The following is a 25,249-nucleotide window of genomic DNA, read 5'->3' on the forward strand; positions in this document are numbered from 1 at the left end:
TGTCGAACTAAATATTACTTTTTATCAGCTAAAATTGCCTTTAGTTCCTCTTCTGTATAGTTATACTTGTTACCACAGAAATTGCAAGTTAATTCTGCACCATGATCTTTGGCAATCATTTCTTGCAATTGACTCGTTTTGAGTGTGGCCAAAATTTGGGCATATTTTTCTTTCGAGCAATCACATTTAAATGCAACATCGTCTTTTGCTAAGATCTTGCAGTCATCGCCCAAAATCAACTTAGCTAACTCTTCAGGCGCCATCCCATCTAAGAATGAACTAGACAGTGCTGGCAAACTGTTAATCCGCTCAATTGTATGATCGATTAAAGAATCACTTGCTCCCGGTAAGGCTTGCAACATAAAACCACCAGCAGCGCCAATTAAATTATTGGGATTAACAAAAACGGACAGTCCAACAGCAGAAGGAATTTGTTCCGACTTTGTTAAATAGTATGCAACATCTTCGGCAATTTCGCCAGAAACAATTGGTACTTGACCTGTGTATGGTTCCTTCAAACCTAAATCTTTGGTCACTTCGAGCCAACCTTCGCCCACTGCCTTTTTAACATCAATATGACCATCATCCTTCGGCGGTAATGCAATATGCGGATTTTTCACATAGCCTTTAACCGTTAAGTCTGACTTAGCCGTAACAATCGTTGGTCCAACAGGACCATTGCCAAGCAGGCGAACAGTTAACTCTTCTTGATCAGTCAATTCAGCCCCTGCTAGCAATACACCAGCAACTAAAGTTCTTCCTAAAACGGCAGAAGAAGCAGACCAAGTGTCGTGTCTAGTTTGTGCTTCTTGTACTAAATTTTTGGCATTAATTGTTAACAAACGTAAATTTTTGGTTTTATCAATTGCTTTAATTAAATAGTCGCTCATTTTTATTCTCCTAAAAAAATAGAGCCCAACACAGGCCCTATTAATTATTAATTTTGTGAATGATCATCAGAGTGATCGTCATCACTTAAATCAGAATCTTTGTTTTGCTCAGACTCAGCATTATCTGCTTTTTCTGAACCATTTTCCTCAGGAAATTCAAGCTTTTCTGGATTCTCAGGATTTCTTTCTTCTGCTTCTTTATTCTTTTCTAAAGGAGTTTCGGATTTTTCCTCTTCAGAAATTTGCTCTTGTTTTTGCTCACTTGGTGGCAATGAATCTGCACCATCTGCCTTATGATTTTCTTTCTTTTCAGCAGCAGCTTTTGCTTCTTCATAAGTTGACGCTTTAGACTCACTTGGATATTCTTCAACCGTCTTTTCAGGCATTTTTCCAGTAGTGTAGAGTGACATAATCTGCTTTTCATCTAAAGTTTCATACTTCAACAAAGCTTCCGCAATGATGCGGTGTTTTTCACGATTATTCTTTACAATTTCAACCGCTTGTTCATGAGCTTCGTCAAGAATCTTCTTCACTGCTTCATCAATCTTAGCAGAAGTTGCTTCACTATATGGTTTAAAGCCGTATGGATTAGTTTCGCCCTCTTTTTCAAGCTCAACCATTCCTAAAGAATCGGTCATACCGTAATTAACAACCATGCTGTGAGCAATTTGCGTTGCCTGCTCGAAGTCATTTGAGGCACCAGTTGATTGGTCACCAACAACAACTTCTTCACCTGCACGACCACCCATTAAACCAACAATTTGTTCCATTAATTGTTTCTTAGTCAACAGGAACTGATCGTCTTTTGGCAACATCAGGTTGTAACCACCAGTCCGTCCGTGAGGTACGATAGTAACTTTACGAACTGTCCGTGAATCGCTTAAGACCAGCCCACAAATGGAGTGACCGGCCTCGTGAAAGGCAACTCGCTGACGCTCTTTCTTAGAAATCATGCTATTACGCTTAGCTGGGCCGGCAATGACACGATCCTCAGCTTCATCTAAATCACTGGCAGTAATTTCATTGCCATTGCGCCGAGCCGCAAGCAATGCAGCTTCATTCAACAGGTTGGCCAAATCAGCACCAACAAAACCTGGTGTTTGGCGAGCAATTTCCTTTAAATCAACATCGTCAGCTAACGGCATGTTCTTAGCGTGAACCCGTAAAATAGCTTCACGTCCGCGAACATCCGGAGTACCAACCAAGACTTTCCGGTCAAAACGACCAGGACGAAGCAAAGCTGGATCCAATACATCGGACCGGTTAGTTGCGGCAATAACAATAACACCTTCATTGCCCTCGAAACCATCCATTTCAACTAACAACTGGTTTAAGGTCTGTTCACGTTCATCGTTACCACCACCGCTGGCATTGCTGCCACGACGACGACCGATTGCATCAATTTCATCGATAAAGATAATACTTGGTGCATTTTTCTTAGCATTGGTAAATAAATCACGCACACGACTGGCACCAACACCGACAAACATTTCTACAAAGTCTGAACCAGAAATTGAGAAAAATGGTACATTGGCTTCACCAGCAACTGCCCGCGCAAGTAAGGTCTTACCAGTACCCGGAGGACCCTCAAGCAAAACACCAGACGGAATTTTAGCACCAAGCTTGGTGAATTTGGCTGGATTCTTAAGGAACTCAACCACTTCAACCAATTCTTGCTTTTCTTCTTCTTCACCTGCAACATCAGAGAAACGAACTTTATTTTTCTTCGGATCTTCTGGCTTAACGTGTGAGCGACCAAAATTCATGATGCCGCCGTTACCACCACGGCCACCGCCACTGCTTTGACTAATCATCATCCAAAGCATCACGATGAACAAAATGGTTGGCACAAGCATCACAATCGTAGAAATCCAATTGCCAGACTGTGATTCGCCCTGAGTGGTCATCTTTGTACCACTCTTTTCAGCTAAGTTTTGAACATTCGAAACACTTGAATCATTTTGCAACATCGTTGTCGAAAAACGCGTTACTTTAGAACCAGAATTACCATTGAAGAAGTCAAAACTATTTTTTGACTGTCCCTTGGTACCCTGAGCAGTCTTGTAACTGCCTGATACAGTGTAAACACCATTGGAAGGCTGAACGTTAAAGTTTTTAACTTTTCCGTCATTTAAATCCTTCACAAATTCCGAGTAGCTAATGTTTTCACTACCACCGGAATTATCAGTTCCACCAAGTGCCCAGTTGATTCCCCCCAATAATAACAGGAAAACAACAATATAGAACAAGCCGTTTGAAAACAGCCGATTCCGGTTATTTTTCATAAAAAACCTCCGCAAAGTTCCTAAGGATATACGAATAAAAGTTTAACACAAATTTCAGTGATGCTCTAATATTTTAAAATATCTTATTAAATATTGTCATATAAATAATATTGCTGCAATTCAGTTCGCTTATTTCGCTTAACATATGTTTTTTCAACAAAAACGGGCACCTCATCTGCTAACACTGCCAAGCAGTATGGGCGTAAAACATTGGGGATTCCCTTAGCAGCAAATTTTTTCTTGCTTTTAACGTGCTGCCCTGATATTAACTCCAGCCGCGTGCCGGGAGTTAGTGAACCAACGACTAGAGCTGCACTAGCTGGAGCATAAAACCGTCCAACTAGCTTGCCAGAAGTACACGGCCTGGTTGTAATTAAGCAGTGGCGGTTATTAAAATCGAACTTTTGCCCCACACTAACATGATGCAGTTTTTCTTGCGGTGGCAAATTATTTTGGTAAAGATAAAAATAGGCTTGGTAAGTAATTAAGTTAAACTCGCCTAAATGCTCATTGACGCGAATATGAAACTTTTGCCAAATAAAATACTGCCAGTATAAAAGCTGTTGCTTTTTAGATAAAGATGCAAGATGCGAAGTTTTGATGCGGTAAGCAATTCCTAAAAAATTCTCTGGCTGTCCGAGCTGGCTAAATTCTAACTCAACCAATGAATCTATCAAATTAAGCTGGTTAGTAAAGCGCAGAGCATTCTGACCAATTTGAGGATTTTCTTGTTTTAATAATGGAACAAGGTGATGGCGCAGACGGTTACGCAAAACGTCGTCTTCATTATTGGTCTCATCAATCACATACGGAATCTGCTTTTCCTGATCATATTTCAGCAGCGTTTCTTTTTCTAAAGACAAAAACGGACGCAAGAGCGTCCTGTCTTTCATTTTAGTTACGGCCTGTAAGCTATTCATTTCACTGGGATTTCCCGAACGAATAAACTTCAATAAAATATTTTCTAAAAGATCGTCACAATGATGTGCAGTCAAGAGATAATCGGCATTGTTTTCTTGCATCACTTGCACTAAAAAGTGGTACCGATATTCGCGGGCGGCAGCTTCAACTCCTTTTTGGGGATGTAAAGCAGTCGGCCACAACCCATTAACCACCTTAATTGGCTTGTCACGGCAATAAGCTGCAATTACTTCACTTTCACGAGCGGAATCAGCACGTAATTGGTGATCCAAGTGGGCCGCAATGATGGCTAAATGATACTGCGACTGAAGTTCCTCCAGCATATCTAGCAGTGCCATCGAATCGGGGCCGCCACTAGTAGCAACTACGACCGTTTTATTCTCAAGGGGCAATCCATGACGCTTAAAAAAATAATCAACTAGCATAATCGGTCAATTCTTGCTGTAATTTGTTAATTTCCTTTTCGGCATCAGCAACTGTCTTAGCTAAAACGGTTAAGAAGTCTTCTTTTTTGGTGGTTGAAAATTCATTAGTATGGTCAATTAAAATAGGATCATTAATCCGCGTTTTTGATAATCCTATTTTACCTTTAAAGTTATTAATTACGACTACCCTAATCGTCTCTCCGACCTGATAGTGGCGCTTTTCATGCAGCCAGTTATCGCCAAAATCATTATGGTGAATAAGGCCCGAAGTATTTTGCGGTAGCGATACGAAGATGCCTAAATCGGTAATGTTGTTAATTTTACCAGTAACGCGCTGTCCTACTTGGTATTTCATTAATTGTTATCTTTGTCCTCAGGTAAATTATAAACTGTTTCATTTGGCTTAGAATACAAGAACTTGAAGCGAACAAGTTTGGCCACGTAGTCAGGATCCTTCAAGTCATCGCGTTTAGCCAATAAAATCTTTTTCTGATTATTAATCTGCTTTAACGATTTCTTAGATGTTTGCACTTGCTCATTAATGCGGTTAGTTTGCGCATGCGTAACCGCTAGTTGAATGCCTAAAAAGGCAAACAAAACTAAAAAAGCCGCAATAATCCTGTTGCGTCGAACACGATGTACTTCTTTTTCCCGTTTTTCCTGCTTTTTTCTTAAGCGTGCAACTCGCTCTTCTGGACTAAGCGAATTGTAAATACGTGGTCCTTTCATAATTTTTTCCTTCTATTACTAAAATTACTAATTTCATTATAGCAAGACCACTTATAAAAGTCATTAAATAACAAAGTAATTAATCAACTAATTCGTATAGTTCACTTGCTTCTGCTTTTTTGGTTGTTTCCTTAATGTCACAGACCTTGGCTTTTACTTCTTTAGCGCCATAGCCGACTTCAATAACATCACCAATCTTGACATCGTAACTCGACTTAACGACCTTATCATTAACTTTGATTCGACCCTGATCGGCCATTTCCTTAGCTACTGGACGTCTTTTGACCAAACGGGAAACTTTTAAAAATTTATCTATTCTCATTTTTTTACCTCAAATTATCTTTGAATAATATCATTAGCGCCGGCCATAAATGTTGTTAATTCATTAAAAAGCTGTCTGCTCTGAATCTTAGCTGGCAATTCTAATAAAACAATTAACCGTTTTTGCGGCGATAAGTTAATTCTAGCCTTTAAACTCACATGTTCCAAGGCTTTAAAAATATTCGGTCCTTCCAGCTCTCGGCTTGCCTCGTTATCAAATTCAACTTTGACTTGATTATTGCTTTTAGTAATAGTTAAAGCCTGCGCCAGATCCGCCTCAGTCTTCAATTTCGAAATTGCGAGGAGATTTTCAACCGGCTCCGGATAATCACCAAAGCGATCAATTAACTCATCCTGAATTTGTGCAATTTCATCAACATCAGCCGACTTAATTTTCTTGTAGAACTCGATCTTTTCTTCCTGGTCAGCGATATAACTTTCTGGAATATATGCTTCCAAGCCCAGATCAATTTCTGCGTTACTCTTTTTAAGCTTTTTCTTGCCCTTACGCGTTTTAATGGCATCTGCCAGCATCTGTGAATACAAGTCATACCCAACACTATCAATAAAGCCGTGCTGCTGGGCACCCAGCATATTGCCTGCTCCGCGAATTGACAAATCACGCATCGCAATTTTGAAACCCGAACCAAGCTCGGTAAAATCACGAATGGCATCAAGCCGCTTTTCCCCTATTTCTGTGAGCACCTTATTAGGCTGATACAAGAAATAAGCATAGGCTAGCCGTGCGCTACGGCCAATGCGGCCACGCAGCTGGTATAGCTGACTTAACCCATAATGGTCAGCGTCTTCAATAATCATTGTATTAACGTTGGGCATGTCGATGCCTGTTTCAATAATTGTGGTAGTCACCAAAATATCAAATTCACGATTCAAGAAACGGTACAGAATATCTTCCATCTGGTTCTTGCTCATGCGCCCATGGACACTCACAATCCTAGCCGTTGGCATCAAATCTTCTAAATGACTAACAACTTCATCAATATCATCAATGCGATTGTGCAAGTAAAAGACTTGGCCACCGCGCTGCATTTCGCGCAAACAGGCATCCTTAATGACGCTAGGAATTTGTTCCATCACATAAGTTTGAATTGGATAACGGTTAGATGGCGGTGTCTCCATAACCGATAAATCACGCACTCCCACCATTGACATGTGAAGCGTTCGCGGAATTGGCGTTGCCGTCAAAGTCAAGACATCGATATTGGCCTTTAATTCCTTTAGCCGTTCTTTATGTTTAACGCCAAAGCGCTGCTCTTCATCAACGATTAGCAATCCGAGATCCTTAAACTGGACATCCTTCGATAATAACCGGTGCGTTCCAACGACCAGATCAATTTTGCCATCCTTTAACCCCGTTGTGATTTTTTTAGCTTCAGCTGGAGTTTGAAAGCGGGATAAAACAGCGTAATTGACCGGAAAGTTTTTAAACCGATCTTGGATTGTTTCATAGTGTTGCTGGGCCAAAATAGTAGTTGGTACCAAAAAAGCTACCTGTTTATTGTCCTGAATAGCCTTAAAAGCGGCGCGCAATGCCACCTCGGTTTTACCAAAGCCAACATCTCCCACCAATAGGCGGTCCATCGGCTTATCTTGCTCCATATCATGCTTGATTTCTTTCAGTGAACGCAATTGGTCAGGTGTTTCTACGTACGGAAAAGCATCCTCAAATTCGCGTTGCAAACTATCATCGGGAGAATATGCAAAGCCCTTTTCAGATTCACGCTTGGCGTATAAATCAATCAGGTCATCCGCAATGTCTTCCACCTTCGATTGAACCTTGCGTTTGGTTTTAGCCCATTCTGTTCCACCTAGCTTGTTAACATGTGGCGTCTTACCTTCCGAAGCAACATATTTTTGAACTAATTTCAGTTGATCCGCTGGCACAAATAGCTGATCGCCATGTTGATAAGTGATTGTAATATAATCACGTTTAACCCCATTATTTTCTAGGGTCTTAATTCCTTCAAAGCGACCAATTCCGTGATTGACGTGAACAACATAATCGCCTGGCTTAAGCTCCGTATAATTGCGCAAACGCTGGGCATTTTCCAGTGTTTTAATTCGGCGATTATGATGGGTGGTTTTATTAAACAGTTCATGTTCTGTTAGATAAACTAAATTATTATTTGGCAGCGTAAAGCCGCTGGTAAATGAACCCACAATAATTTGTGTTTGCTGCTCAGAAATATCTGCCGCATCAACCACCGGAATATCCATCCCAAATTCGGCCATCGTCTGACTAATCTGCCGTGCCCGTTTAGGATTATCTGCTTGTAAGACAACCGTTTGGCCGTTTCTTTGGTACGACTCAATTTCAGTTTTGATTAGCGGCATTTGACTGAAAAACTGTTGCGGCTCACGTGTCTGCCAATCAAATAACTGTCCAAGTCTTACGCGGCCGATGCTACGCTGAAAGAGTGAAAAGTAAATGTGGTGATGCTGATCCTTGGACCAAATGCGGTGAAAATCAGCCCGTAACTGCTGCCCTGGCAGCATTGCACCGGTTTTTAATTCATCATCAATAAAGCCAGCATTTTGTTGGTCAACTGTCTTTACTGCCTGATCAATTAACGGCCAATCGTCAAGTAAAATTAACCCATCCGAATCTAAATAGTCCAGTAAGCTACTTGGTTTTGCTAGTAAAAAATCAACTAAGAAAGCATAATTTTGCGGTAAAGTCCCACCATTTAATTCATCCAGAATTTGGGTAAAGTGGTCTTTGACGGCCTCTTCTGGAGCGGGAGCATCGCCCATTGCCTTCGTAATCATTTTCGCCGCACGACTAAAGTCAGCAGCTGTAAATACACGGTCTTGCGCTGCCCCAATCGTAACTTCTTCTACCTGCTTTTGACTACGCTGACTTGCTAGGTCAAATTCCTTAATCGTATCGATTTCGTCACCAAAGAACTCAATTCTGATCGGATTTTCGCGATCAAGCGGGTAAATATCAAGGATATCTCCTCTTAGAGCAAATTCACCCGGCCGCGCAACCAAGTTTTCCCGCCGATAACCTGCTTGAATTAACCAGTTAGTTAGTTCAGATAATTCAAACTCTTTACCCGGGGTAAAGGCTCTTCTAGTAGCTTGATATTGTTCAGGCTGTGAAAGTTGATACTGCATTCCTTGCGGCGTCGTTACCACAATTCCCATTTGCTTGCTTAACAAAAAGTTCAGCGTTTGGATTCTGCTGCTCAATTCATCAGGAGAACTAACAGCGGTTTGCGTAGCAATTGTTGCATCAAGTGGAAAAATTTGAATAGTGCCATCCGGCATAACCGCATTTAATTCACTATACAGTTTCTGAGCTTTATTTTCGTTTTCCTCAATTAATATTAAAGGCTGCTTGAGTGTCGTTACAATCTGACATAAGAGCAGACTAAAAGCACCGGCATTAGCGCCCGTGATTAGTGAGTTTTTAACTTGTGCCGCTTTGGCAATAAACGCGGTTAAATCCTGATCTTTTTCGATTAAGTCTGTCAAACGCATGATTTAGTTATACTTATTCATCAAAAACTGACTGCTTTTGCCAGCAATAAAATCGGCAATGACCTCACTGCTAGTTTCAAAAGCAGCATCCATTAAGTCTTTTTGCTCAGCATTAAACGGGGACAAGACCCACGAAATAACACTGGCTTCAGTAACATTATCTGGGTGCCGAATTCCAATTTTCAAGCGGTTGAAATTACTGGAACCTAGATCACGGATAATGCTCTTAATACCATTATGACCGCCTGATTTACCATTTGCACGAATGCGGATTTTGCCCAATGGCATATCCATATCATCATGAATAATCAAGATATCTTGTGGCTCAACCTTGAAAAAACGGGCAAACTGAGCAACTGATCTTCCAGAATCATTCATATAAGTTTGTGGTTCAAGCAGGATAATATCTTCACCATTAATTTTTTGTTTTGTATATTTACCTTCAAACTTTTCCCGCTCAAGTTCGAGCGCATTTTTCCGTAAATAATGGTCAACTGCCATAAAACCAGTATTGTGCTTTGTACCATCATATTTTCTGCCTGGATTACCCAGGCCAGCAATTATTTTCATCAAATTACCCCTTACTTTTAGTCGCACTTAATAATAGCACATCCTGCCAAAAGCAAATTGCCCAAGACTATTACACTTTGATTTCAGTCGGTAAAAAAGCTTTTTAATTTGGCAAGCTCGTGCTAAACTCTATTTGTTCAATAAAATTATTCTAATTTTTATTTAATAAAAACCATTTGAGTGATGGTTGACTAATCAGATTATTTTTAAAATGGAGGCAGTTTCATGCTGATTAAATCTTTAGTTATCAAAAAAGATTATCTAACTACAGTTAACGAACACGCAACACTTGAAGAAGCACTTAAAATTTTAGAAGACTCTGGCTATCGGTGTGTGCCTATCTTAGATGATACTGGGACGATTTTCCGCGGAAACATTTATAAGATGCACATCTACCGCCATAAATCTCAGGGTAAAGACATGAGTTTGCCGGTTACCTACCTGCTCAAAAACGCCACCAAAACAATTAAAGTTAATTCACCATTTTTTAAAGTTTTCTTCACAATTAAGGATTTACCATACATTTCGGTTTTAGACGAAGAAAATAAATTTTATGGTATTTTAACCCACTCCCGCTTGCTTGATATGTTATCCGATGCTTGGAACATCAAGACTGGGTCATATGTTTTGACGGTTTTAACCGATAATTCTCGGGGTAATTTAGTTAAAATGGCAAAAGCAATTAGTAAATATTCAGAAATTGCTGGTGTAATGAGTCTCGATGCCTCCTCGGCCGAGGTTAATGACAATTTTGTTCGGCGAATTCTCTTTACTTTGCCAGCCGGAGTAACAGAAGACACGATGAAACTGATCGTGAAGCGCTTGGAAGCAAAGAGCTACGTAGTGGCAGAAATCGAAGATTTGCAGGCAGGGATGACGATTATGAGTGATGAAAATCCTGGCGTATTTATGAGTAAGCCAATTGATGATTAATCGTCAATAATTGTAACTAGCAAAACTTTGTTAGATTAACTATTTTTCAATAGCAAAAAGGCGGCTAACCTCTCTTAGTTTGAGAAATTAGTCGCTTTTTGTATGCTTTTAACTTTTAAAGGACACAGATTTAGATGGCAGATGGCTACCCTTACTATTTTCTTCAAGTAAATAAGTTAATACATCATGACTAAATTGTACCTCTAAGTCTTTGACTGATATTTATTTAATCATTTAAGCTAGAAATACTAAATAAAAATATCTAGCCAATTTATCCTTCACGGTAGATGCGTGGCAAGCGGTCGTCTAGTAAACAAGCCACTTCATAATGAATTGAATCAACATAGTCCGCCGCAGCCTTAATATTATTCGGAGCAGTAGGATCATTTGAAATCAAAATCACTTTAGTTTTGGTCGGCATCTCATACGGTAAACGTACCATCAGCTGATCCATGCAAATCCGCCCTACAATTGGACAATATTCGTCTCCGACCTGGATTTTAAAGCCCTGAAATTTGCGGATAAACCCATCTGCATAACCTAGTGGAATTGTACCAATAATTTGGTCACAATCAGCAATATAAGTTGAACCATAACCAACGCCTTGCCCCTTGTGAATAGTGTGAACCTGAACTAGTTCACTCTCCAAAGATAATGCTGGTTTAAGTCTAATTTGTGCTGGTAAATCCGGAGTACTTGGATTTGAGGATGGGTTAAGGCCGTAAAGCCCGATACCAAACCGAACCAAATCACTGTGCACCTTTTTACCATAGATACTGGCCGCCGTGTTATCCACATGAATCCATTTAGGTTTTACTTTCAGTAAACTCTTAAGATGCTCGAACCGTTCTACCTGGGTTTTAAAGTAGGTATCATCACTGCTATCCGCGGAAGCAAAATGTGTGAACAATCCTTCTACTTCGAAGTGCGGGTTATCCAGCAAAAAGTCATTAGCTTGGAGAAATTCCTCATCCTCGCTAAAACCAATCCGCCCCATTCCTGAATCAACCGCCAGATGAATTTTCAATTGCAAACCGGTATTGTTAAGCTCTTGGTCTGCTGTATTTAGCCATTCAAAGTCAGGCACGGTCAGTGATATATCATTTTTGGCCGCCAAAGTAGCGTATTCTTCAGGGGTAACTCCCAGGACCAAAATTGGCTGAGTAATTCCCGCTCGGCGAAGTTCAAGGGCCTCATCTAAAATTGCTACGCAAAAGCCGCTGACACCATTTTTAGCGGCTAATTGAGCAACTTTAACGGCACCATGACCATACGCATTAGCCTTAATTACGGCAAATAATTTTTGCCCAGGCTCAAGGTGGTTTAACTCTTGCTCAATATTTTGCTTAATTGCACTTAAATCGACATAAACAGCTGCCGGACGATGTATTCCAGGAACCATATTCACTTCTCCAATACAACTAAAGTTATTATTTCATGATTATCATGAGTGATACTCGAAAAAATTTGACCATCGAATTTTGGCGAAGTTGTCACCGGATGCCCGTTTTCATCCCATAGGGTTTCAACATCCATTAAACCGACTTTTTCCCCTAAGCCAGTACCCATTGCCTTTGAAAAAGACTCTTTCAGTGAAAAACGGCCGCCTAAATATTCAACTTTTCGTTTGCCAACCATTTTTTGATATTGTGCGAATTCTTTCGGGGTTAAAGCTTTTTTGGCAAAACCATCACCCTTAGCGACAATCTTGGCTACTCGTTCAACTTCAACTGCATCAATGCCCACGCCAAAAATCATTTTTTCTTACCTCACTTGAGAAAATTATAATACAAAAAAAGAGCTGCACATGACCACAACTCTTTTTTAGTAAAATTATTAATCTTTTTTGTTCTTAATTACGAAATTATGACTGCCACCGGAACGGTTCGAGCGACCACCACGGTAGTTGCCACGACCACCATGACCGCGGTCACCACCACGATAGCCGCCGCGGCCACCGCCATTACGACCGCGACTATAATGGCCACGACCACGGCCGCCGCCACGACGACCGCCACCCTTATAAGGTAACGGCTTTTCTGAACTAATCTTAACCTCAACGTTTGATGAGTCCTTAGATAAGTTCTTCAAGAATGCAGAAACAAGATCAATTGCAGAATAGTTTTCTAACAACTCACTAGCATCGTCGGTATACTTGGTCAAGTCTTCCTTCATGAGGTCTTCAATCTTGGATTTGGCAACCTTTAATTGACCACGGAAAGCTTGGTCATCTGATGGTGGACGAAGAGGTGTCATCTTTTTCTTAGTAAGTTGTTCAATTGTCCGCATGTAGCCAATTTCATTTGGCGTAACAAAAGTAATTGAACTACCGTTTTGACCGGCACGACCAGTACGGCCAATGCGGTGAACATATGAATCTGGATCTTGAGGGATATCATAGTTATACACATGGGTAACACCTGAAATATCAAGTCCACGTGCTGCAACATCGGTAGCAACTAAGATATCTAATTTACCAGAACGGAACCGTTTCAAAACGCTAATTCGGCGAGCCTGGGATAAGTCGCCGTGAATTCCGGCAGCGTTATACCCACGAGCTTGCAGTCCACGCGTTACTTCATCAACGCGGCGTTTAGTTCTAACAAAGATAACCGCTAAATCTGGACTTTCAACATCAATTAAACGACACATAATATCAAATTTCTCTGAGTCCTTTGACCGGACAAAGTATTGATCAATTAAGTCAGCCGTTAGTTCTTTAGTCTTAATCCGCACGATTTCAGGGTCATGCATGAATTTTTCGCTGATATTTAGAATTGGTTTTGGCATTGTCGCACTGAAGAGCAATGTTTGCTTACGGTTTTTGACATAGCCCAAAATACTTTCAATATCTTGAATAAAGCCCATGTCAAGCATTTCATCAGCTTCATCCAAAACAATTGTGTTGACGTTTTCCAAATTAATGGTCTTGCGTTTTAAATGATCAAGCAAACGTCCAGGGGTACCAACTAAAATAGCTGGAACATGGTTTTTAAGTGACCGAATTTGGCGGCCAATATCAGCACCACCGTATACTACTTGAACGCGTGCTTTTTCATCACGGCCTAAGCGGAAAAGTTCTTCTTGTGTTTGAATAGCAAGTTCACGCGTTGGTTCGATGATTAACGCCTGAATTACCTTATTGTGTTTGTCTAAGTTTTGTAAAATTGGCAAAGCGAAGGCAGCTGTCTTACCAGTACCTGTTTGAGCTTGGCCAATCACGTCCTTGCCTGCTAAAGCAAGAGGAATTGTTTGTTCTTGGATTGGTGTTGCTTCTTCAAAGCCTGAACGTTTAATTGCTTTTAGAAGCTCATCATTTAATCCTAATTCCGAAAATTTCACTAAGTTCTCCTTATCTAAGCCGCTCCACTACTTTTTCGAGGTGCATACCATGTGATCCTTTCAGGACAACAATGTCGTGCGGCTTAATATCATTTTTCAGATCAGCTATCATTGGCTGCATCTGATCTTTTTTATAATAATGTAGATTTTCTGGCTCGTAACTTTCTTTTAGAGCATCAGCTAAATTTTTCATTTCTGAGCCATATAAATATACTTCGTTAATCACTTGCGGATCAAGGCAATCTGCAAGACCAGCATGAAGCTCAGCTGATCTGTCACCTAATTCGAGCATGTCACCCAAGACAGCAATGCGCCGGCTACCTTCAGGAACCTGGATCTGACCAAAGCTGCTTAAAACGGCACGGACAGCAGTCGGGTTCGAGTTATAGACATCACTCATAATGTCCTCACCCACATCACCTTTTTCCCATTCCATCCGGTTGGCAGTTGGGGTAAAGCTAGCTAAAGCAGTAGCAATTTCTTCATCGCTTTCACCAAAATGACGACCAACGCAAAGAGCAGACAGGGCGTTTGAAACATTATGCTTACCAATCATTGGAATAGTAAACTTACAGTCTGACTGGTTAATCGTGAATGTGGCGTGGTGTTTATAACTTCTAAAACCCGTTGCATACACTGTATCATTTTTACCAAAACCAAAAGTAACTTTTGACTGGTCAATCTTTTCAGCTCGCTCACGCAAAAGCGGTTCGTCACCATTGTAAATAAGCTCGCCGTCCTCACGCAGGAAATCGGTAATTTCCATCTTCGCATCAGCAATTTTTTCACGTGAACCTAAAAATTCAATGTGAGCCTCACCAATCATGGTAATTACCGTAACATCCGGGTGAGTCAATTCACTAAGTTGGTGCAACTGCCCCGCATGGTCCATTCCCATTTCCAAAACCAAAATTTCAGTATTTGGCTTCATATCCAAAATGGTCATTGGAACGCCAATTTCATTGTTAAAATTAGCATCTGTCTTATGCACATTAAATCTTTTGGCCAAAACCGCCGCAGTCATATCCTTAGTAGTGGTTTTACCGTTTGAACCAGTAATGCCGACTACAGTCGGATTAACCTTATTTAGGTAATACTGCGCCAATTTTTGCATACTTGTTAATGGATCATCAACTTCTAAGACGGCAATATCTGTGGGCTTATTAGGGTGACCTTTTTGCCACAAAGTAGCACTAGCCCCATTATTAATTGCGCTGCTTACAAAGTCATGACCATCCCGATCACTGACTAACGGGACAAATAATCCGCCCTCAGCGATTTTTCTTGAGTCAAAGGCAACAGAAGTAATAACAGTTTGGTCGTTGCCCTCACAATTCGCGTTGATTGCTTTAGCAATTTCTACCAGTTGCATTTTCATCTAATTTTCTCCTAGCTAAAAAGAAATTCCGCTAAAATCAATATTACACTAATAGTTAGCAGCGTAATATTAACGTTTTACGTAAAAAAGCAGCCCCAATGGGACTGCTTCCACCAGATCAAAGATATTACTTCTTCATACCATACTTCTTGTTGAACTTCTCGATTCGACCATCTGCTTGAGCAAACTTTTGCTTGCCAGTGTAGAATGGGTGAGAATCTGAAGTAATTTCAACCCGAATTAATGGGTAAGTTTTACCTTCGTAATCTACTGTTTCTTTTGACTTTAAGGTTGAACCAGCAACAAACTTAGCACCTGTTGCGGAATCCATAAAGACAACTTGTTGGTAATCTGGGTGAATGCCTTGTTTCATGTTTATTACTCCTTTGCCATGACTTTATTGCAAGTCATAGATTAATCGATTAACGTCTAATACAATAACATTTTCCAAAATATATTTCAAGACTTAATTATTATACCAGCATCTTTAATCTAAAACAATGTCACTCGGCTTAACTTCCTTACCAAAATATGGTTTCAGTTCCTTATTATAGTCATCGGTAAAGAACTTCTGGTTGGTCAACTTGGTAATTTCTTTATTGGTCCAATCTAAAAGAGAGTTATTGCCTTTTTTCACGGCTGGCGAAATATACTGGTTTGGCCCGATATTTTTAATTCCAACCGTATAAGTCGGATTACGCTTTACCCAAGCATAAAGATACGAGTTGTCATCGGCTAAAGCCGCCGCACGCTTATTTTTCAGGGCATTAAACTGCTGCGTTTTAGAATCAAACTTCAGCAAATTGACGCCGCCTCTTGCTGTGAAATAGTTTTCCGCGGTAGTCCCTTTATTAACAATGATCGACTTTCTTTTCAAAGCCGCCTCACTTTTAAGTGGCGCATTTTTAGGTGAAATGACTCCGACCGAAACTTTCATATAAGGTCTGGCAAAATCAACCACTTGTTTTCGCTCAGGCGTAACCGTGAAATTGGCAAGAACAATATCGGCCTTATTTGAATTTAACGTATCAACCCGGTTATTGGCATTGACCTGGGTAAACTTTACCTTTACGCCAAGATCCTTAGCCATTTTTCTAGCTAAGCGCAAGTCATATCCCCTGCGAAAGCCGTGGTCGTCGACCCAACCATAAGGGGGCAAGTCACCAAACACTGCCACACGCAAAACGCCCCGTTTTTTGATTGCGCTAACGCTGCTATCGCTGCCACCCGTACTTTCATTTAAAGAGGATTTAAACCCAAAAAAGCTAATAATTAAAACTACGGCAACAACAATTATACTAATTACCTTATTTTTTGTTTTAACTTTCATGCTTACTCCTTAAAAATCCATGCTAGCCAAAAAGGCACGCGCACGTGCTGTTTGCGGCTGTGCGAAAAAGTCCTTTCCCGGAGTATTTTCTAAAATCTGTCCGTTTTCTAAAAATAAGACTTGATCAGCAATTTGCCGGGCAAAGTTCATTTCGTGCGTCACAATAATCATTGTCTTGTGCTCTTCTTTGGCCAAGTTTGTCATGATTTGTAACACACCACGCACCTTCTCTGGATCTAGTGAAGCTGTGACTTCATCAAATAGCATCACTTCTGGGTGCATAGCTAATGCCCGTACGATCGCAATTCGCTGTTTTTGTCCACCTGACAGTTCCCGTGGATATGAATCCACATAGCCAGTTAAACCTACTCTAGCTAATAGTTTTTCCGCCTCTTTTTTGACTTCTTCTTCAGGCCGTTTTTGCACCTTTGTCGGAGCCAGTAAAATGTTTTCCATTACCGTTAGATTAGGAAAAAGGTCATAGCTTTGAAAGACCATGCCAATCTTCTGCCGCAATTTTTGCCAATTTTTAGCCGATGGCGTAACTTTTTGGTTTTTAAAATAAATTGCCCCATCATTGTATTCTTCAAGACCATTCAAGCACCTGATCAAAGTACTTTTCCCTGAGCCAGATGGGCCAAGCAAGGTTAGTACTTCGCCTTCATGGAGGGTAAAGTTGATATCATGCAAGACATGCCGATCTCCGTAATACTTATTCAAATTTTCAACGCGCAAAATTTCTTTTGTCATTTAATCCACCTATTTCTGTTTTGCAGCTAACTTTTTTGACCAAAGCGATAATGGATAATCGATTACAAAATACAGGACAAAAATCAGTCCGTAAATCCAAAAGACTGCTGTCGGATATTTTTGGTTATTGGCTTCAATTATTTGTTGCCCGACCGCAATGACATCCATAATACTGATCATCATCAATAAAGAGGTCGTCTTGATAACCCTGGTTGCCAAGTTGATCGTAGCTGGCAGTTCGAGTTTCATTGCCTGCGGTAATAAAACATACCGAAATAGTTGCGTCGGACTAAGTCCCAGCGCAAGTCCCGATTCTTTTTGGACAAGCGGAACAGATTCAAGTGCTCCTCGGACAATATCACTAAATTCCGCGGCGACCCACAGTGCAAAAGCCAGAATCGCCATCCAGCTGGCTGGCCAATCGATATGAAAACTACGCGGCAAGATATAATAGAACAAATATAGCAAAACAATTGTTGGTACAATTCTGAAAAATTCTAAATAAAGTCGCAAAATAAACCGAATAATTTTGTTTGGAATTGTACGTAAAATACCAAATAAAGTGCCCAAAATAAGACCAACCGCAAGGCTGACTACCGAAATCCAGACAGATGTCCATAAACCATCGAGGATTCTGGCAAAATTGTTGCCGGTAAAAATGACATCAATCGCCGAATGTGCCATAGCGCACTCTCCTTTCTAGGTAGTTCAGGATTAGGATTACCGGAATTAAAATAATCGCGTAGGCAATTACCAGCATTAACAAATATTCATTGGAACGATAATACATTCCAATTAAATCAAGTGCCGTATTGGTTAATTCCGGAATTGCAATCACTGAGAAAATCGAAGTTTCTTTAATTAGAAAAATGATATTAGCAGTTAAAGATGGCATGCTTAAGGCAAAACCTTGTGGAAAAACCACATAACGGGCTAACTGAAGATTATTCATCCCGAGGGCCTTGCCATCATCAATTTGGGTCGCACTAACGCCAGTAAACCCACCGGTAAATCCTTCCGCCATATAAGCTCCACCAAGAAAAATCAGGCCAATGATGCCACAAGTCATCGCTGACATTTTTAACCCAATTACTGGAAAAGCATAATACAAGAAAAATAGTTGAATTAATAACGGCGTGTTTCGTGCTAACTCAACATAAGCCGCAAATAGTTGGCTTAAGACCGGCACTTTAAAGTACTGCACTAAACTGCTAATCACACCAACGATAATTGCCCCTAAGATTCCAATTAAGGAAAGCCAGAGGGTCAGTTCAAAGGCTTTTAAAAAAATTGGCAAACTTTGAGTAATGATCTGCCAGCTCATTTTCTCTCCCCCACTCCAAAAGAAAAAGACCCAATCATCGCGAGGATTCATGGGTCTTACCTAACAAATAAAAACAATAATCCGCAATTACACTAGAACTGCAGATTGCTAATTAAACCGTTTTTAAGCGACACACAAATTTCCCCACCGGCTAAATACAAATGAGTTAGACAAACAGACATTTTTGCATTGTACAGTGTTTAAAATTTGAGCCATAATCGCACTTCCTTCAAGTAAAACAGTTGATAAAGTTAATGCTATTCTTATACTTACTTTTTGTCAATGAAATTGCTTTGCGCGACTTTTCCTAGTAGTTCAAGCAATTAGGGCAATAAAAAAGCGTCCATTTTAAAGGACGCTTTACCCAGTAATACTGCTTACAATTTAAACTAGGCTTGAGATTTTTCTTTGATTGTTTCAGCGGATTTTTGCAAAAGACTTTCTTCGTCTGGCGTTAAGTTTAATTCAACGCGAGCAACAATACCGCACCGACCAACAATTGCAGGGTATGACATGTAAGTGCCATATTTTTCTTGATAACTTGAAACTGGCAATTCAGTCCGTGAGTCAGTCAGAATTGCCCGAGCAATTCTAACAACAGCTGCAGAAACGCCATAATTAGTGTAGTGCTTACCCATGAAGACGGTTTGACCACCACGGACAATCTCATCTTCTAAATCTGTCAGTTCCCAAGAAGCGGACTTAGCAAGTTCAGAAATAGGCTTTTCTAATACCTTAACCGTTGACCAAGCAGTGAACTGTGAATTACCGTGTTCACCCAAGGCAAAACCGCTAACTGAACGGGGATCAACATCAAATTTATGAGCAACCACTTTTTTCATTCTCGCAGTATCAAGCAGCGTACCCGTTCCGATAACCCGCTCTTTTGGTAAGCCCGTTAATTGTTGATAAAGGTTGGTAATAGCATCAACTGGATTAGAAATAACCAATAAAATACCGTTAAAGCCACTTTTTTTAATTGATTCAGTGATTGGCTGCAATTGCTTCTTATTATATTCAAGCTCTTGGAAGCGATCGCCCTTTGACTCAAGCGAAATCTTACCCAATGTACTAATCACAATTTCCGCATCTTTAAGTGCACTGTAATCATTAACCGTAATATTGACGTGGTTGGGTAAATTAGCCATTGCATCTTCAAAGTCGACTGCATCAGCGTTAACCTTGCCCTCATTAAGATCAATCATTACCAAGTCATCAACTAATCCTGAAACAATTAATTCATGTGCAACGGTGCAGCCAACGTGCCCATCGCCAATAATACCAATTTTAGTAGTCATAATAGATGTCCTTTCTGTGCTAATTGGACAGCTTAAATTCATGCTGCACCAACAAGTTCATCTTAATTATAATTTTTACCACGTGTAAGTTAAACTATTTTTTACTAATCTAATGATTATGCTAGTCAAAAGACCCGTAAACTACGAAAAATCTAGTCAACTTGTTCTATTTCTTTTTTATAGGGAATCGATGGCTGAGCACCATAACGCTGCACGGTTAACGATGACGCCTTATTGGCAAAAATAATTGCCTCTTTTAAATTAGAAAAATCAGGCTTAAGGATGCTAGTCATTGCACCGATAAAAGTATCTCCAGCAGCTGTAGTATCAACGGCTTTAACCTTAAACGCTGGCACCAACTCACTTTGACCATTGTAATCATAAAAGGCACCCTTAGAGCCAATGGTGATAATCACCGCTTCGACGCCAAGAGCATGCAACTTCGCTGCTGCTTTTTTAGCACTTTCTTCGTCACGTACTTGAACACCGGTAATTGTAGCCGCCTCAGTTTCATTTGGTGCGATAAGATCAGTCTGCTTTAACAAAGCAGACGGAATTTCGGTCATCGCTGGCGCCGGATTCAAAATAGTTTTTATTCCTTCTGCGTGTGCAATTTCAAAGCCCTTAATTGTGGCTTCAACCGGCGTCTCAAATTGGGCAATCACATAATCGCTTTGGCCCAATAAGTCACGCTTTTCAGCTACATCATCAGCATTAAAGCCAGAGTTAGCTCCAGAATAAATTGTGATTGAGTTTTGCCCAGCATCATCAACGGTGATGAATGCCTGGCCCGTTGATTCATTGTTAATCACTTTTACACCAGAAGTATCGATTCCTTCTTGCTTTAACAGTCCCAGCATTTCTTTTCCGGGTGCATCATTTCCAACCGCGCCGATAAAGTTAACTTCGCAGCCTGAGCGAGCAGCTGCAACGGCCTGATTTGCCCCCTTGCCACCAGCAGCAGAATAATGCTCTTTTGCATGAATCGTTTCGCCTGGTTTAACCATTTGCTTAACGCGCAAATTGGTATCTAGATTAATACTACCAATAACAGTAATCTTAGTCATTTTCTCTCCTTATTACCAAAGGCAACCTTGCCCAATAGTTCTCTAAAAAAATAATAGCACACTTGAAATTGCTTTCAAATTAATGGTTACATTAATAACCTTTTTTTAATCTTAAAAATAAATTGTAAAAAAATGTAAGCAAACTTTTTATTTCGGACAGCATAGCCTATAATTACAATTAATTATTGTAATTTTTAAATAGGGTAATTATTATGAAAAGACAACTCAACTTTTTTGCTGCTTTGGCAACGGTCATGGGAACCATGATTGGGGGCGGTGCTTTTTTCAAGATTGCAAATATCTCATCGCTAACACACAATGCTTGGCTCAGTATTTTAGTTTGGCCACTTGCTGGTTTTATCACATTAATGGCGGGTCTCAGTATTGCAGAACTTGCTTCCGTTTATCCTGAAGATGGCGGACCAGTGAAATATCTCGAAAAGATTTACGGTCCGCAAGTTTCTTTTTTATTTGGCTGGTCCCTAATTATCATTTATTATCCAGCCAACATTGCTGCCCTCTCAATTGTCTTTGCAACGCAACTAAAAGAAATTCCACAATTTAAAAATTGTTCGACAACACTCATTGCTTTGCTTGTCATGTTAACAGTGCTAGTAATCAACTGGTTAGGCTCCAAGTTAAGTTCACAGGTGCAAAAAATAGCTTTGGTAATTAAACTGTTACCAATTATTGCGATTATTATTTTTGCACTTTTTTATCAAGGCCCTAATCAACTAGCAGGCGCGCCTAGTCCTCATCTGACTACCGCCAGTAGCACAGCGGCTTTTGGTCAAGCCCTGCTAGCAGTTCTTTTTGCCTATGATGGCTGGCTTAGTATAGGTAACCTTGCCAGTGAAATCAAGAATCCTGCTAAAACCTTAGCCCAGGCTATCATTTGGGGTTTGTTTGGCGTTACCATTTTTTATACCTTGCTAAACTGGAGTTACGTCAAAGTTATTCCGTGGAATCAAGTAGTGGGCAATCAAAGTGCTGCCTTGCTAACGGCCCAAAAGTTATTCGGCCACCTAGGCGGAACCATTATCGCTGCCGGAATCTTAGTATCGGTTTTTGGTGCCATTAACGGTCACCTTTTACTAGGCTCAAGAATGCCCTATGTTTTAGGTAGAGAAAAGAAGTTGCCGGCCTCAAACTTTTTTGGCAAGTTAAATAATCAAACAATCGTCCCAACTAACAGCATGTTATTTGAATGCATCATCGCAACAATTATGATTTTTTCAGGGACCTTTGATTCACTAACTGACATGCTAGTTTACGTTTCGTGGATCTTTTCAATTCTCTTGTTCACTGGCGTTTTTGCTTTGCGCAAAAAACATCCAGATTTAGAGCGGCCATATAAAATCCCCTGGTACCCGTTACCACCGATTTTGGCAATCTGCGGTGCATTGTTTGTTGTTATTACCACAACTTTGACACAGCCAATTTTAGCAATCATTGGCATTTTATTGACGCTGAGTGGCTGGCCCGTTTACCTTTATGTTCAAAAAAAGAATAAACAACTAGAATAAAAGAGCGGGTCTACTAACTCGCTCTTTTATTTTCGCTACTCACATACTACCCAGCTTATTTTTGCAAATAGCTAAATGTAATTTGATGTGTTTTAGTTTCATTTGCCGGCAGAATAATATTGCCAAAGTTACTGTGGTTTATCGCATCAGGCAAGACCTGCGCTTCTAACGCAACTGCTTCACTTGGCTGAGCAACAATCCCCTGATCGCGTACAAACTTTACTCCTGGCTGTTCTTGCGACATCGTATACATCACAAGACAGTTTGATTCACTAGTAATCTTAACTTGACGACCACTTTCTTTTTCACGCAGGATTGCTACTTCCTTCATTTCATTTTCTGACCCATCAATAACAAATGCATCATCAAAACCAGCGTTTTCTCTAATTGCAGTAGCTAGGTTTTTAAATTCATGAAAATCATATGGGGTATTGGCGGTCATTAACATTTTGCCTGTTGGAATCAACTGAGAATCTAGTTGTAAGTATTTCTGACTATTGATTTTAATTTCATGTGAATCTAGATTGGATGCATCACTTAAATTAAAGTAAACATGAATAGTTGGATTAAATAGTGTCGCCTTTCCACCATTAATTGCCTTTTCAGAAATTGTAACCTGATTTTGATTATTTAAAGTGTAAGTGATTGTCGCTTCAAAGTCACCAGGAAAGCCATCTGTTTTTTCATCGATTGTTTTTTTGAAAATGACGCTGACACTGTCATCGGTCTTCTCTGTTGCTACTGACCAATTCAGAAAGCGAAAGCCGCCATTACCACCATGGAGAGTATTTCCATTCTCATTTATTGGTACTTGAACTTGCTTGTTGTTTAAAGTGAATTGACCTTTTTTAATTCGGCCAGCTACACGACCAATTCCCTGACAACAGCAAAGGCCATTTGCATAATAATCAGCACAATGAGCAAAATTCATAATCAAATTTTTCTGTTGACCATTTTCCCGCGGCACTAAAAACTCATACCAAGTTGCACCCATTGATAAGCACGAAATTGCAACACCATTGTCATTTTCCAAAGTTACCTTGGTAACATCGTGATCTTGATATTTTTCAAAAAATTCTTTAATTACCTTCATTTTTGTTCTCCTGTTCTTTTTAGCAAAATACACTACTTCAACAAGATAATTGAAATAGTGTATTTAGATAAATATTTAATTGCTTTTCATGAAATATATAGGGATTTTATTCTTTGTACAGATTAGTTACTCCTAATTAATACTACATAAATCTACGCCGTATAGAGTAGCTAAATCTGTTATTTGCTCTTCAGTTGCTGCGAATGAGAAGACTGTATGGTGGCCACCACCAGCTTGAATCCATTGCATTGAGCCATTTTCAAGACCAACTTTTGGAGTCCATAATTGTTTAGCAACAGGTAAATGTGGTGTTTCTTTTTCAGCTTTATGGGCGTCAACAGCGTACGTAACTAACTTAAAGTTATTTCTAAAATCAGCTAAGGTGACATCGATTGCATCGCCTTCAGAGCCAGAAAAGACTAAACGTGCAGGATCTGCCTTACCACCAATATCTAGGGGATGAACTTCAACACGTGGTTTTTCTGAAGCAATCGAAGGATCAACTTCCAACATGTGTGAGCCTAAAATTGCTTGGTGACCTGGGCGCAAGTCTAATGTATAGTCTTCCATAAATGCAGTCTTTTGATTATGGGTCATAATCTTAATTGTCCGCAATAATGCAGCTGTCTTCCAGTCACCTTCACCGGCAAAGCCGTAACCATCACGCATTAATAACTGGGCCGATAAGCCTTGAAGTTGTTCTAAACCGTGTAGGTCTTCAAAGTTGCTAGTAACAGCAGTATAGCCCCCACGTTCTAAGAAGCGTTTCATGGCAATATATTGTCTCAATTGATAGCGAACAGTCTTTTCATATGCGGCTTCATCCATTGAGCCCTGAACCATAATATAACGAGACTTTAAATCAGCATATTCATCATCAATTTCTGATTCTTTAACTTTAGCCATCTCATCAACTAAGTCGCCTACGCCATAGTAATCAACTGTCCAGCCTAATTGGATTTGAGCTTGAACCTTGTCGCCTTCAGTAACGGCAACGTCACGCATCGTATCGCCAAACCGGCAAACCTTTAAGTTAAATGACTCATCATAGGCAACAGCAACATCTTCCCAGTCAGCAATTTGTTTCATTACTTTTGGATCTTGCCAATGGCCATAAATAATCTTATTGTGCATTTGTAAACGGGCATTAATATAACCATATTCACGATCACCATGGGCACTTTGGTTTAAGTTCATGTAGTCAAAATCAATGGTGTCATAAGGAATATAGTCTAAATATTGTGTTGCAAAGTGCAATAATGGTTTTTGTAAAAGTTTTGTGCCACGAATCCAGTTCTTTGCAGGTGAAAATGTGTGCATCCAAGTAATGACGCCAGCTACTTTATCTTCATAGTTAGCTTCTTTCATAAACTTGGTTATTTCATCTGCTGTAGTTAAAACTTGTTTGAAAACAATCTTATATGGCAAATTTCCATTTTTATTTAGGCCATCTGCAATCTTTTTAGCATCTTCTGCAACTTCCTTCAAGGTTTCTTCACCATATAAGTGTTGACTTCCAACTGCGAACCAAAATTCATATTTAGGTACTTCTAACATAAT

At 40.0% G+C, this 25,249-nt stretch carries 23 protein-coding genes; 2 read left to right on the forward strand and 21 right to left on the reverse strand.

The window, feature by feature from the left end; all coding sequences use genetic code 11:
* Positions 1-14: 14 nt before the first annotated feature.
* The 8 genes from hslO to pth form a co-directional block, all read right to left on the reverse strand.
* Entirely contained in the window at positions 15-890 is an 876-nt protein-coding gene (gene hslO, locus J3U54_RS00810) for an Hsp33 family molecular chaperone HslO (RefSeq protein ID WP_267384505.1), read from the reverse strand.
* 47 nt (positions 891-937) lie between these two features.
* A complete protein-coding gene (gene ftsH, locus J3U54_RS00815) occupies positions 938-3,175 on the reverse strand; it encodes an ATP-dependent zinc metalloprotease FtsH (protein WP_267384507.1) in 2,238 nt (745 codons plus the stop codon).
* Between the two features lie 86 nt (positions 3,176-3,261).
* Complete coding sequence (tilS, locus tag J3U54_RS00820) at positions 3,262-4,521, reverse strand: tRNA lysidine(34) synthetase TilS (protein WP_267384510.1); 1,260 nt, start codon at positions 4,519-4,521, stop codon at positions 3,262-3,264.
* A complete protein-coding gene (locus J3U54_RS00825; RefSeq protein WP_267384512.1) occupies positions 4,511-4,876 on the reverse strand; it encodes a S1 RNA-binding domain-containing protein in 366 nt (121 codons plus the stop codon). The genes tilS and J3U54_RS00825 overlap by 11 nt, the downstream gene beginning before the upstream one ends.
* Positions 4,876-5,253 carry an FtsB family cell division protein gene (locus tag J3U54_RS00830; RefSeq protein WP_103752349.1) on the reverse strand — a complete coding sequence of 126 codons (378 nt, stop codon included), beginning with the start codon at positions 5,251-5,253 and terminating at the stop codon, positions 4,876-4,878. The genes J3U54_RS00825 and J3U54_RS00830 overlap by 1 nt, the downstream gene beginning before the upstream one ends.
* Positions 5,254-5,329: 76 nt before the next feature.
* Entirely contained in the window at positions 5,330-5,572 is a 243-nt protein-coding gene (locus J3U54_RS00835) for an RNA-binding S4 domain-containing protein (RefSeq protein WP_103752348.1), read from the reverse strand.
* Between the two features lie 14 nt (positions 5,573-5,586).
* Positions 5,587-9,078, reverse strand: coding sequence for a transcription-repair coupling factor (gene mfd / locus J3U54_RS00840; RefSeq protein WP_103752347.1), 3,492 nt, complete (start codon positions 9,076-9,078; stop codon positions 5,587-5,589).
* Between the two features lie 3 nt (positions 9,079-9,081).
* A complete protein-coding gene (gene pth / locus J3U54_RS00845; RefSeq protein ID WP_103752346.1) occupies positions 9,082-9,648 on the reverse strand; it encodes an aminoacyl-tRNA hydrolase in 567 nt (188 codons plus the stop codon).
* Between the two features lie 225 nt (positions 9,649-9,873).
* Here pth and cbpA point away from each other — a divergent pair, with 225 nt between their 5' ends.
* Positions 9,874-10,581: a cyclic di-AMP binding protein CbpA gene (gene cbpA, locus J3U54_RS00850; protein ID WP_103752345.1), complete on the forward strand. Its 708-nt coding sequence runs from the start codon at positions 9,874-9,876 to the stop codon at positions 10,579-10,581.
* Between the two features lie 271 nt (positions 10,582-10,852).
* Here the strand turns inward: cbpA and alr are convergent, their stop codons facing one another.
* From alr to rbsK, 11 genes are all read right to left on the reverse strand, one after another.
* Positions 10,853-11,983 carry an alanine racemase gene (gene alr, locus J3U54_RS00855; RefSeq protein WP_267384527.1) on the reverse strand — a complete coding sequence of 377 codons (1,131 nt, stop codon included), beginning with the start codon at positions 11,981-11,983 and terminating at the stop codon, positions 10,853-10,855.
* 2 nt (positions 11,984-11,985) lie between these two features.
* Entirely contained in the window at positions 11,986-12,339 is a 354-nt protein-coding gene (acpS, locus tag J3U54_RS00860; RefSeq protein WP_103752343.1) for a holo-ACP synthase, read from the reverse strand.
* A 78-nt stretch (positions 12,340-12,417) separates the two neighbouring features.
* Positions 12,418-13,923, reverse strand: coding sequence for a DEAD/DEAH box helicase (locus J3U54_RS00865; protein ID WP_103752342.1), 1,506 nt, complete (start codon positions 13,921-13,923; stop codon positions 12,418-12,420).
* 10 nt (positions 13,924-13,933) lie between these two features.
* Positions 13,934-15,301: a UDP-N-acetylmuramoyl-tripeptide--D-alanyl-D-alanine ligase gene (locus J3U54_RS00870; protein ID WP_267384531.1), complete on the reverse strand. Its 1,368-nt coding sequence runs from the start codon at positions 15,299-15,301 to the stop codon at positions 13,934-13,936.
* 127 nt (positions 15,302-15,428) lie between these two features.
* On the reverse strand, positions 15,429-15,674 hold the full coding sequence (locus J3U54_RS00875; protein ID WP_103752340.1) for a type B 50S ribosomal protein L31: 246 nt from the start codon (positions 15,672-15,674) through the stop codon (positions 15,429-15,431).
* 114 nt (positions 15,675-15,788) lie between these two features.
* Positions 15,789-16,631: a transporter substrate-binding domain-containing protein gene (locus J3U54_RS00880; protein ID WP_267384533.1), complete on the reverse strand. Its 843-nt coding sequence runs from the start codon at positions 16,629-16,631 to the stop codon at positions 15,789-15,791.
* A 9-nt stretch (positions 16,632-16,640) separates the two neighbouring features.
* A complete protein-coding gene (locus tag J3U54_RS00885; RefSeq protein ID WP_103752338.1) occupies positions 16,641-17,381 on the reverse strand; it encodes an amino acid ABC transporter ATP-binding protein in 741 nt (246 codons plus the stop codon).
* Between the two features lie 9 nt (positions 17,382-17,390).
* Positions 17,391-18,065, reverse strand: coding sequence for an amino acid ABC transporter permease (locus J3U54_RS00890; RefSeq protein WP_103752337.1), 675 nt, complete (start codon positions 18,063-18,065; stop codon positions 17,391-17,393).
* The gene (locus J3U54_RS00895) at positions 18,046-18,705 is read right to left on the reverse strand and encodes an amino acid ABC transporter permease (RefSeq protein ID WP_103752336.1); all 660 of its coding nucleotides are present in this window, start codon (positions 18,703-18,705) and stop codon (positions 18,046-18,048) included. The genes J3U54_RS00890 and J3U54_RS00895 overlap by 20 nt, the downstream gene beginning before the upstream one ends.
* Positions 18,706-19,094: 389 nt before the next feature.
* Positions 19,095-20,003, reverse strand: a complete 909-nt coding sequence (locus tag J3U54_RS00900; RefSeq protein WP_103752335.1) for an L-lactate dehydrogenase — start codon at positions 20,001-20,003, stop codon at positions 19,095-19,097.
* Positions 20,004-20,155: 152 nt separating this feature from the next.
* Positions 20,156-21,070, reverse strand: a complete 915-nt coding sequence (rbsK, locus tag J3U54_RS00905) for a ribokinase (RefSeq protein WP_267384536.1) — start codon at positions 21,068-21,070, stop codon at positions 20,156-20,158.
* A gap of 212 nt (positions 21,071-21,282) precedes the next feature.
* Between rbsK and J3U54_RS00910 the strand changes: the two genes are divergently transcribed.
* Entirely contained in the window at positions 21,283-22,596 is a 1,314-nt protein-coding gene (locus J3U54_RS00910; RefSeq protein ID WP_267384538.1) for an APC family permease, read from the forward strand.
* 55 nt (positions 22,597-22,651) lie between these two features.
* Here J3U54_RS00910 and J3U54_RS00915 read toward each other — a convergent pair whose 3' ends face one another.
* On the reverse strand, positions 22,652-23,689 hold the full coding sequence (locus J3U54_RS00915; RefSeq protein WP_267384540.1) for an aldose epimerase family protein: 1,038 nt from the start codon (positions 23,687-23,689) through the stop codon (positions 22,652-22,654).
* 132 nt (positions 23,690-23,821) lie between these two features.
* Positions 23,822-25,246, reverse strand: coding sequence for an L-arabinose isomerase (araA, locus tag J3U54_RS00920; RefSeq protein WP_267384542.1), 1,425 nt, complete (start codon positions 25,244-25,246; stop codon positions 23,822-23,824).
* Positions 25,247-25,249: the final 3 nt, after the last annotated feature.

The sequence above is a fragment of the Lactobacillus sp. B4007 genome (assembly GCF_026535895.1).
Taxonomy (GTDB): domain Bacteria; phylum Bacillota; class Bacilli; order Lactobacillales; family Lactobacillaceae; genus Lactobacillus; species Lactobacillus panisapium.